This window comes from Acinetobacter populi (assembly GCF_002174125.1).
Lineage (GTDB): Bacteria > Pseudomonadota > Gammaproteobacteria > Pseudomonadales > Moraxellaceae > Acinetobacter > Acinetobacter populi.
The window spans coordinates 109,058-125,659 of the sequence record NZ_NEXX01000004.1 but is presented as its reverse complement, the minus strand read 5'-3'; the positions used below and the strand labels follow the sequence as shown (position 1 = coordinate 125,659).

Sequence of the window (16,602 nt, the reverse complement as noted above, 5' to 3'; positions counted from 1 at the left end):
ATTTAAAGACTTTAAGAAAAAGGGCTGGCTAAAATTAAAGAAGCAGGTATTGATGACCTGCTTCTTGTTGAAGAGAATAGAAATTAAGAGTTCGCTTTCTGATCAACTTTTTGTTTTAGATCTGTGCTGGCTTTTGTTGCAGTTGTTTTGGTTTCTGCTTTTACTGCATTTTTACTTGTAGTTGCTTTGCTATCAAGTTTTTTGACTTCAGTTTTGGCGGTAGAACTTGCTTTTTGGCTATCTTTTTTCACAGTTGTTTTTGCCGCAGTAGTTGTGGCTTTTGCTTTTTGTGTGGTTTTTGCGATAGCAACACATTTCCCTTTTTCCAGCGTTGTACCGGTTGGACAAGCCGCCATTGCGGTTGCACTTAAAGTGGTAAAGGCAAGTGCCATAACAGAAGCAATGATTTTATTCATAAGTTTTCACTAAATTCATCAGGTGAGAGTACCTGTATGTCATGATCTATAAAAATTATGGATAGATTGAGAATAGGAAGATTTTGAATTGTAAATAATGTATTGAGTATTATGATGATTAACGGGGAAATTTTAACCGACTTTGTTGTTTACCCAGATAGGAATTTCTTTAGAGCAAAACTTTAACGACATGTCTTGACGCACGACATGGAAGAGTCCCTTAACGTCAGTAATGCCCCATGCTAGGGTATGCTGATGTTGCGATAAAGAGAAAAGTCATGTCCGACCGAATCCGGGAAAAACTCCATATTCTTGCCGATGCTGCCAAATATGATGTGTCTTGTTCATCTAGTGGTAGCAATCGTAAAAATAAAGACAAAGGCTTAGGTGACGCAAGTCGATCAGGGATTTGTCATACCTTTACCGAAGATGGGCGCTGTGTCTCCTTATTAAAAATATTATTTAGCAATGTCTGTATTTATGACTGCGCTTATTGTGTGTCCCGACGTTCCAATGATGTGCAGCGGGCAGCCTTTACCGTGCAGGAAGTGGTGGATTTAACCATTAACTTTTATCGTCGTAATTATATTGAAGGTCTGTTTTTAAGTTCAGGCATTTTTAAGTCTGCCGACCATACTATGGAGCGTATGATGCAGGTAGTTAGAAAACTACGTCTGGAAGAGAATTTTAACGGTTATATTCACTTAAAAACCATTCCCGGGGCATCGCCGGAACTGATTCACGAAGCTGGCCTATATGCCGATCGAATGAGTATCAATCTGGAAATGCCGACGGAAACAGGACTTAAAATTTATGCTCCAGAAAAATCGCATCAGGAAGTACAGAAAGATTTGGGGCTGGTACGTGATCGGCTGATTCAACTGAAAGATGAACGGCAAATCATTAAGCATGTACCGAAATATGTCCCAGCGGGACAAACCACGCAAATGGTGGTGGGGGCTCATCAGGAAAGTGATCAAGACGTATTGATGATGGCAGATCATCACTATCGGGAATTTAAACTAAAACGTGTCTATTATTCCGGTTATATTCCGATTAATTCTGAACATCAGTTATTACCCGTGGTCGGTTCAGCCCCACCTTTATTACGAGAGAACCGTTTGTATCAAAGTGACTGGCTGATGCGGTTTTATGGGTTTGCTGCCAGTGAAATTGTTAATGACCAGCATCCCAATCTCGATCTGGAAGTTGATCCGAAATTGAGCTGGGCTTTACGCCATCCTGAACAATTTCCAGTGGATTTAAATTGTGCTGAGTATCGTATGATTTTGCGTGTACCAGGGATTGGGGTGAAATCTGCCAAAAAGATTATAGATGCCCGTCGCTTTGGCAAAATCCATACCGATTTATTGAAACGGCTTGGTGTTGCTTATTCCCGTGCCAGACATTTTATCCGCTGTGAAGATAGCCCTTCCTTTCAAAAAGAATTACAACCGCATCAGATACGGCAAAATATTCTGGAAAATAGTCACTCTAAATATATTAAACAGCTTTCGCCACAGCTGAGTTTGGGCTTTTAAAATGGCATCTTTGGCACTGCAACGCTATCATTTTGATGGTTCAATGAGTGGATTATTATGCTGTGTATTTCGGGCATTTCAGTTTAAACAGTTTTATGTGGAACTTTGCCATCAGGGCTTATCCCAAAGTCATCTATTTGAAGATTTTATAGATGTTCCCAGTGATGAAGCAAAAGCCCAGCGTGTCTGGGACGCACTTAAACAAAAAGTTTCTGCATCGGCTTTACGGCAGCTTTATTTTGCTTATTTATCCGAATCAATAGATGCGCATCAACATCTATTTCATTATTGTATTTATGTTTTTCGTCAACAATCACAAGTAGAAAAAGATTATTCCCATCCCAGTGTTCTGGCGATTGCACAATGGGCAAAAAAAGTTGGTCGTGAAAAGCATCGTATGGAAGCCTTTGTTCGCTTTAAGAAGACGGCTGAAGGTTTATTTCTCAGTTTGATTCAACCGGATTTTAATGTTCTGCCTTTGATCCAGCCACATTTTAAACGTCGTTATCAGGATCAACGCTGGCTAATTTACGATGAAAAACGTCATTACGGACTTTATTATGATTTGCAGGAGATTCACGAGGTATCACTTTGCGCCAAAGAGATTGATGCACATATAGCGATTGGTTCGAGTCAGCATTTTGTGGTGGCGCTAGATGCGGAGGAAATGTTATATGATCAGCTCTGGAAAGATTATTTTAGCAGTATCAATATTCAGGCACGACAAAACATCAAGCTGCATGTGCAATATGTGCCAAAACGCTATTGGCGTTATCTGAATGAGAAAACAATCTAAAAGAGTAAATTTATTTATTTTTCATGTGAATGTCATAGCAAAAAAATAAGCTAAAGCTAACTTTTCCTGTGATTATCAAGTGATGAAAAATTCGAAACTCAATATTTTAATGCAATCTTTTTTGCTACTCGGCGCGTCTACCTGTTTCACTTCGGCACATGCACAATTAATGTTTAGTCATTATATTCATGGAAGTGGAAATAACAAAGGGATGGAAGTTTATAATCCTGATGCGGCAACCGTGAATCTGGCAGATTATCAAATTAAGCTTTTTGCAAATGGTGCGGCAGCAGATAAGCCAACAACCACGATCACTTTGACCGGGAATCTTGCGAGTAAAGGGAAATATTTGGTTGGTCATGCCGATTTAAAAACAACGCTAGGCGATGCGGTTAAACAAGTAGGTAATCTCACCATGAATGGTGATGATACACTTGTCCTTTACTATAAAGGAATTCCTATCGATATCTTTGGTCAAGTCGGGTTTAGACCGGAGATCGGCTGGGTTGTTGCAGGTAGTGTCTTAACCGCAAAAAATAGTTTTGAGCGAACCAAAACCAGTAATAATGTTGCAGATAGTGGTATAGACATTTATCAAACATTTGATGTGAATGAATCATGGAAAATCTGGTCAAGTCCGACAGCTTATTCAACCTACTTAACGCTTGATTCAACATCAACGACACCAGTAGAAGCATTAAACTGTGCCTCGACATACACAGCGATTGCTGATGTGCGAAAGGGTACCGAAAACACCAAATATAATGTACGAGGCATCATTACCGCAGATTATCGTTATAGTAATGGACATGATGGCTTTTTTCTGCAAACACCAGATACGACGGCAAAATCTGGGGGAAGTAATGGTATTTTTGTCTATGTGCCTACCATTACAGATGCAAAAGTAGGTGATGACGTTATTTTGAATGGGACCTTGGGTAGCTATAACAATCAGCTTCAAATTAAAGATGTAAGCAAAGTATTGACCTGTAATACTTCGCTTTCTGCGCTGGTTAAACCCAAGTCACTCACTTTACCATTAAGCAGTCTGAATTTGCTCGAACAATATCAAGGTGAATTGATTGAATTAAAACCGACTCAGGCTTTAACCATCAGTGAAAATTATAATTATGGACGTTATGGTGCCTTGAGTCTGACACCTTCCCGTTTGTACATGCCAACCCAGCTTTATTCAGCAGGTTCATCTGAGGCAAAAACTTTGGCCGAACTCAATGAGCGTTCGGAAATTAATCTCGACGATGGCTATGGCAAACAGAACATTAATCCATTATGGCCACAAAATTTTAGTTCAGCGAATACTTTGCGTGCAGGTGCACAGGTTAATGTCAATGTGAAAGGTGTACTTTCCCGTATGGCCTATGGTTATGCGATCCAACCAATTTTGACGGAAAGTACTGTAGAAGTAGTTGCGGAAAGTAATAAGCGACCTTCAATGGTTGCCAAAGACAGCAAACAAATCCGGGTTGCGGCATTTAATGTCCTGAACTATGACAATGGTGAACAAGGTTTTCCAACCGAGCGTGGGGCAACGACGGAAGCAGAGTTTAAGCGTCAGCATCAAAAAATTGTGAGTGCCTTAAAAACCATAGATGCTGATGTTTATGGATTAATGGAAATTGCCAACAATGGTTATGGTGAAAACAGTGCAGTTGCCTATTTAACCAATGCTTTGGGTGCCGATTGGAAATATGTTACGCCAAAATCTGGTGATAAATTGGGGACTGATGCCATTGCAGTGGCAATTATCTATAATAGCAAACGGGTAAAACCCGTAAATGATCCGGTGATTTTTGATTTTGCCGATAATAAAACACGGACCACTATTGCACAAAGTTTCCAGCCGATTTCGGGTGGCAAAACTTTTACTGTGGTTCCACAACATTTGAAATCAAAAAGCTGTTCCGGTGCGACCGACACAGAAGCTGATCAAGATGATGGACAAAGCTGCTGGAATCCAACGCGTAAAGTTTCGGTCGAAAAATTAACGCAATGGCTGGCAAAAAATCCGACAGGCGTAACAAAAAGCAATACCTTAATTTTGGGGGATATGAACAGTTATGCCAAAGAAGATCCGATTTTACTTTTTGAACAGGCCGGTTTTAAAACCTTACTGACAGATGAAAAAATTGGGGAAGGTAAAACAGGTTATAGTTATGTATTTGGTGTCGCCAGTAATAATAATGGGAATGGCGGAGCTGGGAATCTGGACCATGCACTTGCCGATACAGACCTTTATCCGCTTGTGAAGAAAACCTTTGCATGGCATATCAATGCCGATGAGCCAACGGTACTGGATTATAATGAAGAGTATAAAACAGATGAACAAAAAGCTTTATTCTATGCCGAAGATGCCTATCGTTCATCTGATCATGATCCGGTAATTGTTGATCTGGATTTAAGTGAGGCCAGTACTACAAGCAAAACAAATTCTGGTAGTTTCGGAGTTTGGACCATGTTTGGTTTGATTGGTATGGGATTGATCTCGACGCTAAGCCGCCGTAAGAAATAAATATAAAAGACTTGAAAAGGTTGTAATTAGCCTAAGTTGATTACAACCTTTTTCTATTCAATAAATGATCAAGATGGCGTGATCTTCTATATTTAAAAACTCAGTCAGTTATAACATCATCAAAGTTGCATGTTGAAAAGAACAATGCTCCATACATAAAAACAAAACTTAACCACAATGAGCTTTTTGGTCAGTTATTTTACCGCAATTTTTTGCCATGATTAGCAGTTAGCTTTTTTGATGATGATTGTAATCGTATGGAGACGCATAATATGTCTACAAAAAATAATGATGGCATCCAGTTTCCTGTATTGGCGCAGACCGGTAAACCCAGTACATCACGTTTTGGTAAAACGGTTATTCATGCTGCATTACAAGCAGCTGCGGCACCACAATCTGTAGACGTATTAAAAGAAAAAAACTGGCGCAGAGATTATCCCTATTATTTTAAAGCATTGGTACAGCATAGTATTCAGTCGGTCGATGCCGCATTAAAAATTGCCGAAAAAGGACTACACACTGCACAGCAAACGCTGGTTTTTCACCGTGATGGCGAAACCTATACACTCAATGAAGCAATGCAGCGTTCACAAGATTTTAGCTTTGCCAAATTCACTTTAAAGGGGGAAGGCAGTGCGGAAATTGCTGAATGGGGCATTCCCTATCACGGCAAGTTTTTAACCGGACAAGCCTTACTTGAGCAAATCGACATTTGGCAGGATAACGGAATTATTGATCCTACTCATGCACAGGCATTAAAAACTGTTCAGCAACATCCCGAATGGTTTGACTTATCACAACGTACCGTGGTGTTGTTTGGTGCTGCTTCCGAAGCAGGACCTTTGACATGGTTGTCAAAATGGAAAGCTAATATCGTTGCTATTGATTTGCCTAATGAAAAGATCTGGCAAAAAATTCAGGATACCATCCGTAAGGGTAATGCCACATTGATTGCACCAATGCAGCAAGGGAAAAATGGTGAGCGGGTTCTTGGTGTGGATTTACTTAAACAGGCACCGGAAATCGCCAACTGGCTGGCAAGTTTTCGGCAACAGCTGGATTTGGCTGGGATTGCTTATCTCGATGGTGAAAAGCATGTGCGTGTTTCGCTTGCAATGATTTCGATTATGCAAAAAATTAGTCAGTTAAAATCTGACTGTAGCATTATGTTTATGCTTACACCAACGGATATTTATGCCATTCCCAAGCGTGTGATTGAAGCCATTGAGCAGCGTAAACAAAAACGCACACAGATCGAAAAGTTTTTATCCAAGGCTGTCAATAAAGTGTCGTTTTCACATTTCTTTCAGCCCAATGATGAATCCTTATATGCGTCGGATAATGGTCAGCAATATGCCATTGCCGATTGTATGGTGGTAGAGCAGGGACCGAATTATGCTTTGGCTAAACGTTTGCAGCAATGGTATGCTTTGATTGCACGTCAGCAAGGACAAAAAGTATCGATTAATATTGCGCCATCGACCACAACTCGATCAGTAATTAAAAATCCATTATTAAAAGCCGCTTTTGAAGGCGCAGATTTGTTTGGTGTGGAAGCCTTTAGCCCGGAAACCACCAATGCGATTATGGCTGCATTATGGATTTATGATCTTAATTGTCCAGATAGCGTGGCTAATCCACAAAATACGCTGGAACATCCATTAAAATTGATCATGGAAAATGCCAATCATGGCGGTTTGTGGTATGTGCCTTATCTGGCAAGAACAGCTTTACCTTTTGCAGCCATTTATGGGTTTACGCTGGGTAAATTGAAAAAAGCGAGAACGTAAATGTTATGATAAAAGATATCTAAGATGACCAATGTTGTGGAAGTATATGCGTAAATGGTTTAAAGATAATTATCCTATCCTTGTATTGATCGCAATAATTTTATCTATGCCTATTCTTGTATTAAATGGCATTAAGTTTAATACAAGAGGACAATTTGTGCAGACTTGTGCAACTGTAAAAATTCCTAATGAAATTAAACCAAAAGATCAGCTTGATTTCTGTCAATGTGTGAGGAATTCACTCAATGTAATGGAACCGCAAGAGAAACATCAATATTGTTTAAAACAATTTAGCTTATCGCCAAAAAAAGAATAATTATTAATATAAGTATTTGATTTTAATTTAAATATATTAGGTTTTGTGCTAAAAAATAATGTGGTAATAAGTCTTATTTCTGAAATATAAATGGTTTTAAATTATTCCTACATTAACTTATAAAGTGGAGAGCGTAATGACTTTAGCAGAGCGTGAATTATATGTAAAAATTATTAAGGCTTTATACGGTAATTCTGTGTATGTTGATGAAAGTATGATTTCAGATGAGGTTGCTGAAATCGTGGACAAGATTCTTCAGGAAATTCGATCATGTACTGTAGGGTTAGGAATTTTCATCGCTATTGTACAAGGTGTGGTAGATGGCTTGCAAAATATAGGTGAAAATATCGGTTTTGATATAGCAGATGATATGCTACGAGATAATGAGGTAAACTGGGTTCGTAAAATAGCTTCTAATTTTGGTTCAGGATTTGCTTATAGCTTTGTAGATACTTGGTTATCAATTCTTATGAATGATACTCAGTCACTTGCTTGCAAGAATGCTGCTGCATTAAATTGGAAATCTGCATTGGCAATTGCTTTATTAGGATTGTAATGTTTGTGTTTATGAAACCATGGTATATTTAAAGTTAAATATACCATGTATTATTTAACTCATAATTTAAGTTTTCTGAGATTGCAATGGAACGCTCTAGAGCTAAATAAAACAAACTATTCTAATAAGTATATCTTTTTTAGTTTTTTGCTGTTATACTTGCCAAACGCACGAATTTTCCGTTCTTACCTGAACATTTCCTTTTAAATACTACCTATAGTCTGCGTAGTCTGCGCGTGTTGTCCAATGAGAGGACGTTCCCTTCGCGCCGAATCGCCTAAGCGATTTTTCAGGTTGCAGCCGTAATCATGTGTGCGTTTATAGACCACATCGTCTTAAATCGGATATCTACTTGAAATAGTGGGTAAAAGCTTGAGCTTTGCCGCCTGATGCCGATGTATTACATACAAATTTTAAAATTGGAGCACCTGAATAGGTGGAACTCTCTATGAGCAAGACATTTGCAGATTTTTCTCTCGCAGAATCATTACAACTCGCCTTAACAGATTTAGGTTTTACTGCACCCACACCAGTACAAGAACAAGCAATTCCTGCTGCCCTAGAAGGTAAGGATTTATTGGTTTCTAGCCAGACAGGTTCAGGTAAAACAGTGGCATTCTTATTGCCAACATTAAATGCAATTGCACAACAAGATACTTTTGTACCGTTTAAAGAACGTATGCGTGCAGCACCTGCACCATCTATTTTGGTACTTTGCCCAACACGTGAATTGGCACAGCAAGTTAGTCATGATGCCATTGATCTGGTTCGCCACATGAAAGGTGTGCGTGTCGCAGCGGTTATGGGTGGTATGCCATTTGCAAAACAAATTCAACAGTTAAAAGGTGCACAGGTTTTAGTTGCGACACCAGGCCGTTTACTGGATTTAGTTAATCGTCGTCAATTAAAACTTAATCAAGTTAAAGCGTTAATCGTTGATGAAGCAGACCGTATGCTGGATCTTGGCTTCTCTGAAGATTTAGAAGCGATTAGTGATTTGGCTGGTGAGCGTGATCAAACTTTAATGTTCTCTGCAACATTTGCTGACCGCATTATTTCACTTGCTGAACGCATGATGAACTCGCCTGAGCGTATCGCAATCGAAACAGGTCACACAACCAATACTGATGTTACACAAACTCTGCATTGGACTGATGGTTTTGAACATAAGAAAAAATTACTGAATCACTGGTTAAGTGATGAAACACTTGATCAAGCGGTAGTATTTGCTTCTACACAAGAAGATACCGATATGCTGGCTGAAGAGTTGGCTGAATCTGGTTTTTCTGTGGTTGCATTGCACGGTGCGATGCCACAATCGGTTCGTAACCGTCGTTTACGCAGTATTCGTGAAGGTAAAGCAAAAATTCTGGTGGCAACCGATGTTGCAGCACGTGGTCTAGATGTTCCGACAATCTCTCACGTGATTAACTTTGGTCTTCCAATGAAAAATGAAGACTATGTTCACCGTGTGGGTCGTACTGGCCGTGCTGGTCGTTCAGGTCAGGCAGTTACTTTGGCGACTTACCGTGAACGTGGCAAAATTCGTGCATTAGAAGATTATTTGGAAACACGTTTAAATGTTTCTGAAATCGAAGGTTTAGAGCCATCTCCACCACAAGAACGTCCTCGTCGTAGTGGTGCTGGTGGTAAGAAACAAGGTGATCGTCGTGGTGGACGTGGCGGTTTTGATCGTTCTTCAGACCGTGGTGGACGTAGTGATCGTCCTGAAGGCCGCAGCTTTGGTGGTGGTTTTACGGGTAAACGTCGTGTTGAAGGTGAAGGCCATTTCAAACGTGAAGAGCGTAGCCCACGCCGTGAGCGTAGCGAATATGCATCGACTGATGCAGTAGGTCAATTTGCTGGTAAGCCACGTTCCGATAAACCGCGTTTTAATAATGATGATAATCGTGGTAACCGTGCCGATTATCAACCACGTGGTGATCGTCCTGCACGTAAAGAATTTGGTGATCATCCACCGCGTCGTGAATTTGGCAATGGTGACCGTCCTGCGCGTAAAGAGTTTGGTGATCGTCCACCACGTCGTGAATTTGGTAACAGTGATCGCCCTGCACGTAAAGAGTTTGGTGACCGTCCACCGCGTCGTGAATTTGGTAATAGCGATCGTCCGGCACCACGCAAAGACTTTGGTGATCGTCCAGTTCGCCGTGAGTTTGGTAACAGTGAGCGTCCTGCGCGTCGCGAATTTGGTCAACATGATAATACTGAGCGTCGTTTTTCTCAGGGTGATCGTGGCGAACGTCGTAAATGGTCAAGTGATAAATCTTAATTTTTAGAGTTTGTCAAAAAAACACGCTTTAGGGCGTGTTTTTTTATGGCTATTCTTAAAACAGTTGCTATGTTAAAATGTGTGATAATATATACATTTTTATGTGTTAAGGAGGATTTGTGCCATATATTTTTGTTGCATTGGTGATGCTGAATGCTGTTTATCTCAGCTATTCGGTCATTAAAGAAAAACTTAGTTCAAATGATGTACAATATATTTTGCATCTTCATCAAGATGTAGATAAAAAGTAATTTTTATCATAATTATAACGATATTTTCGACATTTCTTTGTAAGATATGTCTTTCCTATAATGGATAGATAATAGAAATATGAATCCATCTTTCCAATCTAAAGATCAAGCACTGGTCGAAGTGAAAAACTTAAGCTTCAACCGTGGCACACGTATTATTTATGACAATATCAATGTCACGATTCGTCGTGGGCAAATTACTGCATTTATGGGGCCTTCTGGTACAGGGAAAACGACACTATTGCGCTTAATCGGCGGACAACTTAAACCGGATAGAGGTCAAGTGCTGCTTGATGGTACGGACATTGGCAGTATGTCGCGTAAAGAATTGTTTGAAGCACGGGCCCGTATGGGGATGTTATTTCAAAGTGGTGCTTTATTTACAGACATGAGTGTGTATGAGAATGTGGCGTTTCCAATTCGTGCGCATACCAAATTGCCAGAAAATCTGATTGGTGAAATTGTTGGTTTAAAGCTTGAAGCAGTGGGATTGCGTGGCGCAGAGAAATTAATGCCATCAGAATTGTCAGGCGGGATGAATCGTCGTGTGGCTTTGGCACGTGCAATTGCCTTGGATCCGGAATTGATTATGTATGATGAGCCCTTTGCCGGACAGGATCCGATTGTGATGGGTGTGTTAAGTCGATTGATTCGTTCATTACGAGAAGCACTGGATTTGACCACGATTATTGTTTCGCATGATGTCGAGGAAACACTCTCTATTGCGGATTATATTTATGTGGTTGCAGAAGGCATCGTTCAGGGCGAGGGAACACCTGAGGAACTTCGAGCACACCCGAATGCTTTCGTACAACAGTTTTTGACCGGTTCAATTGATGGTCCTGTCGATTATCAGTTTAGCCATACACCTTATTTGGCACAGCAAGGGGTAGCACAATGAATGCAATAGCTTTGCTTGGACGACGAGTGATTGAGAGAGTCCAGGGCATTGGTATGGCAACCCTCATGTTATTGCAAGTTTTTCTTTCAGTACCAACATGGCAAGGGGTACGTTTGTTTATTTATCAAATGTATCGCGTTGGCGTGATGTCTCTATTGATCATTAGCGTATCTGGGTTGTTTATTGGCGGTGTACTGGGCTTGCAGATGTACAGCATTCTGGTGAATTTTGGTAGTGAAGCAATGTTGGGTACAGCAGTTGCCTTGACCTTATTGCGAGAGCTTGCACCTGTGGTTGCTGCGTTATTATTTGCTGGTCGGGCTGGTTCGGCACTGACCGCAGAAATCGGATCGATGAAACAAAGTGAACAACTTGCCAGTATGGAAATGATCGGGGTTGATCCATTAAAGCAAATCATTTCACCACGGTTATGGGCAGGTATTGTGAGTTTACCGATGCTGTCTGTGGTTTTTGCGGCGGTAGGGATTATTGGCGGCAAATTGATTGGCGTTGATTTTTTGGGTGCGGATAATGGCTCGTTCTGGAATAGCATGCAGGCATCAGTCGAATTTGGACAAGATGTGTTTAACGGTACTATTGTAAAAAGTATTGTCTTTGCTGTGATCTGTACATGGATTGCAGTCTATCAGGGCTATGCTTGTGAGCCTACACCTGAAGGTATTGCAACTTCCATGACACGTACCGTTGTGTATTCGTCTTTATGTGTTTTGGGTTTTGATTTTGTGTTGACTGCGGTCATGTTCGGAGTGAATTAAATGAAATCGCGTACAGTTGAGCTGGCCGTTGGCGTATTTGTAATTCTATTTGCAGCAGCATTATTTTTACTGGCAATGCGTGTCAGTGGGTTGGCAGGCAGTAATTTAGGCGAAACCTATACTTTAACTGCCAAATTTGACAACATTAGTGGTTTAAAAGAGCGTGCAAAAGTGACAATTAGTGGGGTCAAGGTGGGACAAGTGCAAAAAATTGCATTTGATCCGATGGTTGATCGTGCCATTGTGACCATTGCTATGGATAAAAAACTCACCACCTTTACCCCAGAGCAATTAAAGCAGGTAGAAAAAAATGCGCTTGAGGATTTGAAATACAGCTATGAGTATGAGCAAGCCGATCCTGCACAACAAAAAGCTATGGAAAAGCAACTCATTGATAACATGAAGCACATCACCACCATTGATGAAGATGCTTATATTAAAGTAGCAACCAATGGCATTATTGGTGAAAAATATTTAAAGGTTGAACCAGGTGGTGCATTTACCTATATCGCCCAAGGCGGTAGTTTCCCGGATACCCAAACACAAGGTACGGTGGAAATTGAAGATTTGGTGAATAAGTTTATTACCAACAGTTCAACCTCACAAAATACCAGTCAGGCGGCAGAGCAACAACCTGCTTCAAGCCCAGCGACGACTGCATCACAACAATCAAGTGATGATGCATTATTTAAAGAATGATAGGAGATAGAGTATGACAGCCATGAATAAAGTATTACTTGCGACGGCAGTAACAAGTATGTTGGCTAGTTCATTGACTTTTGCTGCACCTAAAGAAGCACCGCCAGATTTTGTAAAACGTATTTCAGACCAGATGATTGCACAATTGAAGCAAAATAAGGGTCAGTTACAAAATCCTGCGGTCATCAATAAACTGGTTTCTCAAAATATTGAACCTTATGTGGATGAGCAGGGTTTTTCCCGCTTGGTGATGGGACAGTATTATTCCAACCAATATACGACTGCCGCACAACGTGGTCAATTTACCAAAAACTTTCGTGACAGTATTATTAAAACCTATGCAAAAGGTTTGGCACAATATAGTAATGAAGGCTATACCCTGCGCCCTTATAGAGACACAGGTTCGCAATATCCAGTGGTTATGATGGACTTCAAAGCCACCAATGGTAATAAAATTCCGGTTGGCTTCCAATTGGTAGATAAAAACAATGAATGGAAAATCCGTAATATTAATGTGAGCGGAATCGATCTTGCCTTGACTTTCCGTGATCAGTTTAAATCTACGGTACAGCAAAACGGTGGCAATATTGATAAGGCAATTGCCAGCTTTAAACCTGATGCGGATGTCGCTAAAAAATAATAGGACAGAGAAATGGCAACTGTTGAATTTAAAAACAATCAGCTTTATCTAAATGGACAGGTTGATTTTGACAATGCCCAGCAAATTTATCAGCAAGGACTTGTGCAACTTAAACAGCAGCAGTCATGGCCGATACAGGTGGATTTGTCTAATTTACAGCATGGTAATACGCTAGTTTTAGCTATTTTTATTCAATGGTTGCGTGCATGTCCAACTATGCAAAGCCTTAAGTTAACGGCTGTGCCTGAAAAAATGCGGGGCATTATCCGTGCCAGTAACTTAATGCAATTACTTGAAAAATAGTTTTTCTTTCTACGAAAAAAGCGAACCATGATGTGTTCGCTTTTTTTGTATATTGAAATTAGAAAATACTGTTGGGATGGATTTGTTCGCTATTGTTACCAGTATTTTGCTTGGCTTGTGGCGTGGACTGATTAATTGCTGGTGGTGTTGCACGGTCTGGAATAAGAATTTCTTCACCTGGCAAATCAGCAAAATCATTATCACGCGTATTATTTGGCGTATTGCTTATCACTGGTGGACGATAGATTGGACGTGCCAGAGGAGGCACTTCTTTTTGCTGACGTAGGTAGTCATCATCGACCATGCCATTATTCATCACCTGCTGATCAATGGTTTGATTGCCATTTTGGTCTAGTTTCACCCAAGCCGATGGTTGATTTTTTAGTGCACCACCCATGAAGTCTGTCCAGATCGGAAGTGCTGCAACACCCCCATATTCACGCCGACCTAGAGTGCTTGGAGAGTCAAAGCCAACCCATGCTACAGCAACTAAATTTCCATTAAAACCGGCAAACCATGCATCTTTTGCATCATTGGTGGTTCCTGTTTTCCCGCCAAGATCACTACGACCAAGCTTCAGTGCTGCACGACCTGTACCATGTTGAATGACATCGCGTAAAATATTGGCCATATCATAAGCAGAACTTGATTTTAAAATCCGCTGTGCTTTGCGATATTGTCCAGAAATCTTTTGATCCGGACTTGGACTTTGCTGCTTTGCAACCTGTTCAACAATGGCATTGTCTGCATTATTGTTGGTCAATACCGTGACATTTTCATCATCTTGTGCTGGTACTTCGGTGTTCGCTTGCTGCGTATTGTTCTCTTGTTCTATGGCACAACTAATACATGCATAGGCAGGGTTTGCCTTGAAAATGGTTTGACCGGAAGCATCAGTAATATGATCAATAAAATAGGGTTGTATCCGATATCCACCATTGGCAATCGCTGCATAGCCAGTTGCCATTTGAATTGGTAATACCTGAGGTGTTCCTAGTGCAATGGTATAATTTCTTGGAATCTGGTCTTCATGCAAGCCGATATCCATAAAGAATTGACGAGTACGCTCGATCCCTACATTTTGTAAAATTCGAACTGAAACGGTATTACGGGATAAATACAGTGCGCGGCGTAGGGGAATCATACCCAGATAACGTCCATCCGAGTTTCTGGGTGACCATTTACCAATGGTAATCGGCGCATCGCTAAGCATGGTATAAGGTGTCATACCACGCTCAAGTGCGAGTGCATAAACAAAAGGTTTAATGGTTGAACCCGGTTGACGCCAGCCTTGAACAGAACGATTAAATTTTGATTGATAGAAATTAAAACCACCCACCATAGCTTCAATCGCACCACTATTGGGATTCAGTGCGATCAATTGGCCTTGTACTTTTGGAACCTGAACCAGACTCCAGCTGGTTTTATCCGCATTGGGTCGGACGCGAACAATATCATTCACTTTAACAATCTGTGATGCACGACTTGCAGCAGGACCCGAATTATTAGCATTTCTATATAATCTGACCCAACTCATACCAGACCAGGGAATAGTAACAGTAGATCCGTCTTTGAGCTCTGCTTCAAAACTGCTTTGATTAACTTTGGTTACTTTGGCAGGCCACATATTAGCAAAAGTGATAAAGTCTTTTAATGGCTTGTCATGTGCTTCTGCACCCCGCCAGCCATGACGACGATCATAATCTTCCAGACCTGATCGAACTGCTTCTTCCGCCAGTTCCTGACGATAACTATCAACCGTAGTATAGACCTGAAAACCGGAATTAATCACTTGGGGACCAAACTGGTTAACCAGTTCTTTTCGTACCAGTTCTGCCAGATAGGGGTATTTTTCCTGAACTTTACGGTTATAGAGTTTTAATTGAATCGGTTCGGCAATGGCCTGTTCATACTGTTGTTGTTCAATGTAGCCCAGTTGCAGCATTCGACCAAGAATCCAGTTGCGACGTTCTAGGGCACGTTCTGGATTAGCGACTGGGTTATATTTGGAAGGGGCTTTAGGTAAGCCAGCAATCATGGCTTTTTCAGCCAGCGTCAGTTCACTTAGGGTTTTATTATAATAAATTTTTGCAGCAGCCTGAATGCCATAGGCGTTTTTACCCAGGAAAATCTTGTTCACGTAAAGTGTTAAAATTTCTTCTTTACTCAGGTTTTCTTCTATTTTTCGTGCAAGAAAAATTTCAGTCAGTTTGCGGCGCAGTGTTCGTTCAGGACTAAGATAATAGTTTTTTGCAACTTGCATGGTGATGGTTGAACCACCTGTTTGGGCTGACCCACTCAGGGTTTCGGTTACCGCCCGTCCCAATCCTTTAAAACTTACCCCGCTATGTTCAAAAAAAGATGAATCTTCAGCTGCTAAAAAGGCGTGAATTAAATCAGGTGGAATGTTTTGATATTGCACCGGAATAGAAAGACGATCGCCAAATTCAGCGATCAGCATTTGATCTTTGGTAAAAATCTGTAATGGTTTTTCTAATGGGGCCTTTTGTAGGCTACTCATACTGGGCAATGATGGCGCAATATACAAATACATGCCATAAAATGCCATGGGAACAGATAATAATCCTAAAATTATAATTGAAAAAAATGGATGAATCTGTCCATGAGATGATAGCTTTTTCATAATAACTGGGTTTTAATAAGCACGATGTATAGTGAAATTGGAAAGTACCTATAAGTATAGCGATAAGCTATGCAGATTGTTAGCAATAAAATGCTGCTAATACAAAAAATGGTACATACTCCATATTTCTCAGGGGATAAAAAAATAGGAAAC

15 protein-coding genes are annotated in these 16,602 nt (G+C 40.5%); 13 read left to right on the top strand and 2 right to left on the bottom strand.

Going from position 1 to position 16,602, the window contains the following annotated elements:
• Positions 1–83: 83 nt before the first annotated feature.
• Positions 84–416 (bottom strand): hypothetical protein, encoded by a 333-nt coding sequence (locus CAP51_RS11730; RefSeq protein WP_087620949.1) that lies wholly within the window; start codon positions 414–416, stop codon positions 84–86.
• Positions 417–694: 278 nt separating this feature from the next.
• Here CAP51_RS11730 and CAP51_RS11725 point away from each other — a divergent pair, with 278 nt between their 5' ends.
• The 13 genes from CAP51_RS11725 to CAP51_RS11670 all read left to right on the top strand — a co-directional run bounded on the left by CAP51_RS11725 (position 695) and on the right by CAP51_RS11670 (position 13,805).
• Positions 695–1,957 (top strand): putative DNA modification/repair radical SAM protein, encoded by a 1,263-nt coding sequence (locus CAP51_RS11725; protein WP_087620948.1) that lies wholly within the window; start codon positions 695–697, stop codon positions 1,955–1,957.
• 1 nt (position 1,958) lies between these two features.
• Positions 1,959–2,753, top strand: a complete 795-nt coding sequence (locus CAP51_RS11720; RefSeq protein WP_087620947.1) for a TIGR03915 family putative DNA repair protein — start codon at positions 1,959–1,961, stop codon at positions 2,751–2,753.
• Positions 2,754–2,835: 82 nt separating this feature from the next.
• A complete protein-coding gene (locus tag CAP51_RS11715; RefSeq protein ID WP_087620946.1) occupies positions 2,836–5,283 on the top strand; it encodes an ExeM/NucH family extracellular endonuclease in 2,448 nt (815 codons plus the stop codon).
• Between the two features lie 257 nt (positions 5,284–5,540).
• Positions 5,541–7,073, top strand: a complete 1,533-nt coding sequence (locus CAP51_RS11710) for a hypothetical protein (RefSeq protein WP_425426804.1) — start codon at positions 5,541–5,543, stop codon at positions 7,071–7,073.
• Positions 7,074–7,119: 46 nt separating this feature from the next.
• Positions 7,120–7,389 carry a hypothetical protein gene (locus CAP51_RS11705; protein ID WP_087620944.1) on the top strand — a complete coding sequence of 90 codons (270 nt, stop codon included), beginning with the start codon at positions 7,120–7,122 and terminating at the stop codon, positions 7,387–7,389.
• Positions 7,390–7,525: 136 nt separating this feature from the next.
• Positions 7,526–7,945 carry a hypothetical protein gene (locus CAP51_RS11700; protein WP_087620943.1) on the top strand — a complete coding sequence of 140 codons (420 nt, stop codon included), beginning with the start codon at positions 7,526–7,528 and terminating at the stop codon, positions 7,943–7,945.
• A 448-nt stretch (positions 7,946–8,393) separates the two neighbouring features.
• Positions 8,394–10,235 carry a DEAD/DEAH box helicase gene (locus tag CAP51_RS11695; protein WP_087620942.1) on the top strand — a complete coding sequence of 614 codons (1,842 nt, stop codon included), beginning with the start codon at positions 8,394–8,396 and terminating at the stop codon, positions 10,233–10,235.
• A 119-nt stretch (positions 10,236–10,354) separates the two neighbouring features.
• Positions 10,355–10,486 carry a hypothetical protein gene (locus CAP51_RS17620; RefSeq protein ID WP_281249271.1) on the top strand — a complete coding sequence of 44 codons (132 nt, stop codon included), beginning with the start codon at positions 10,355–10,357 and terminating at the stop codon, positions 10,484–10,486.
• A 79-nt stretch (positions 10,487–10,565) separates the two neighbouring features.
• A complete protein-coding gene (locus tag CAP51_RS11690) occupies positions 10,566–11,387 on the top strand; it encodes an ABC transporter ATP-binding protein (RefSeq protein ID WP_087620941.1) in 822 nt (273 codons plus the stop codon).
• Positions 11,384–12,163 (top strand): lipid asymmetry maintenance ABC transporter permease subunit MlaE, encoded by a 780-nt coding sequence (gene mlaE, locus CAP51_RS11685; RefSeq protein ID WP_087620940.1) that lies wholly within the window; start codon positions 11,384–11,386, stop codon positions 12,161–12,163. Before CAP51_RS11690 ends, mlaE begins: the two co-directional genes overlap by 4 nt.
• On the top strand, positions 12,164–12,862 hold the full coding sequence (locus CAP51_RS11680; protein ID WP_087620939.1) for an MlaD family protein: 699 nt from the start codon (positions 12,164–12,166) through the stop codon (positions 12,860–12,862). It begins immediately after the preceding gene.
• 13 nt (positions 12,863–12,875) lie between these two features.
• The gene (locus tag CAP51_RS11675; protein WP_087620938.1) at positions 12,876–13,502 is read left to right on the top strand and encodes an MlaC/ttg2D family ABC transporter substrate-binding protein; all 627 of its coding nucleotides are present in this window, start codon (positions 12,876–12,878) and stop codon (positions 13,500–13,502) included.
• 12 nt (positions 13,503–13,514) lie between these two features.
• A complete protein-coding gene (locus tag CAP51_RS11670; RefSeq protein WP_087620937.1) occupies positions 13,515–13,805 on the top strand; it encodes an STAS domain-containing protein in 291 nt (96 codons plus the stop codon).
• A gap of 58 nt (positions 13,806–13,863) precedes the next feature.
• On the opposite strand, the gene CAP51_RS11665 is transcribed toward CAP51_RS11670, so the two are convergent.
• Positions 13,864–16,449 (bottom strand): penicillin-binding protein 1A, encoded by a 2,586-nt coding sequence (locus tag CAP51_RS11665; RefSeq protein ID WP_087620936.1) that lies wholly within the window; start codon positions 16,447–16,449, stop codon positions 13,864–13,866.
• Positions 16,450–16,602: the final 153 nt, after the last annotated feature.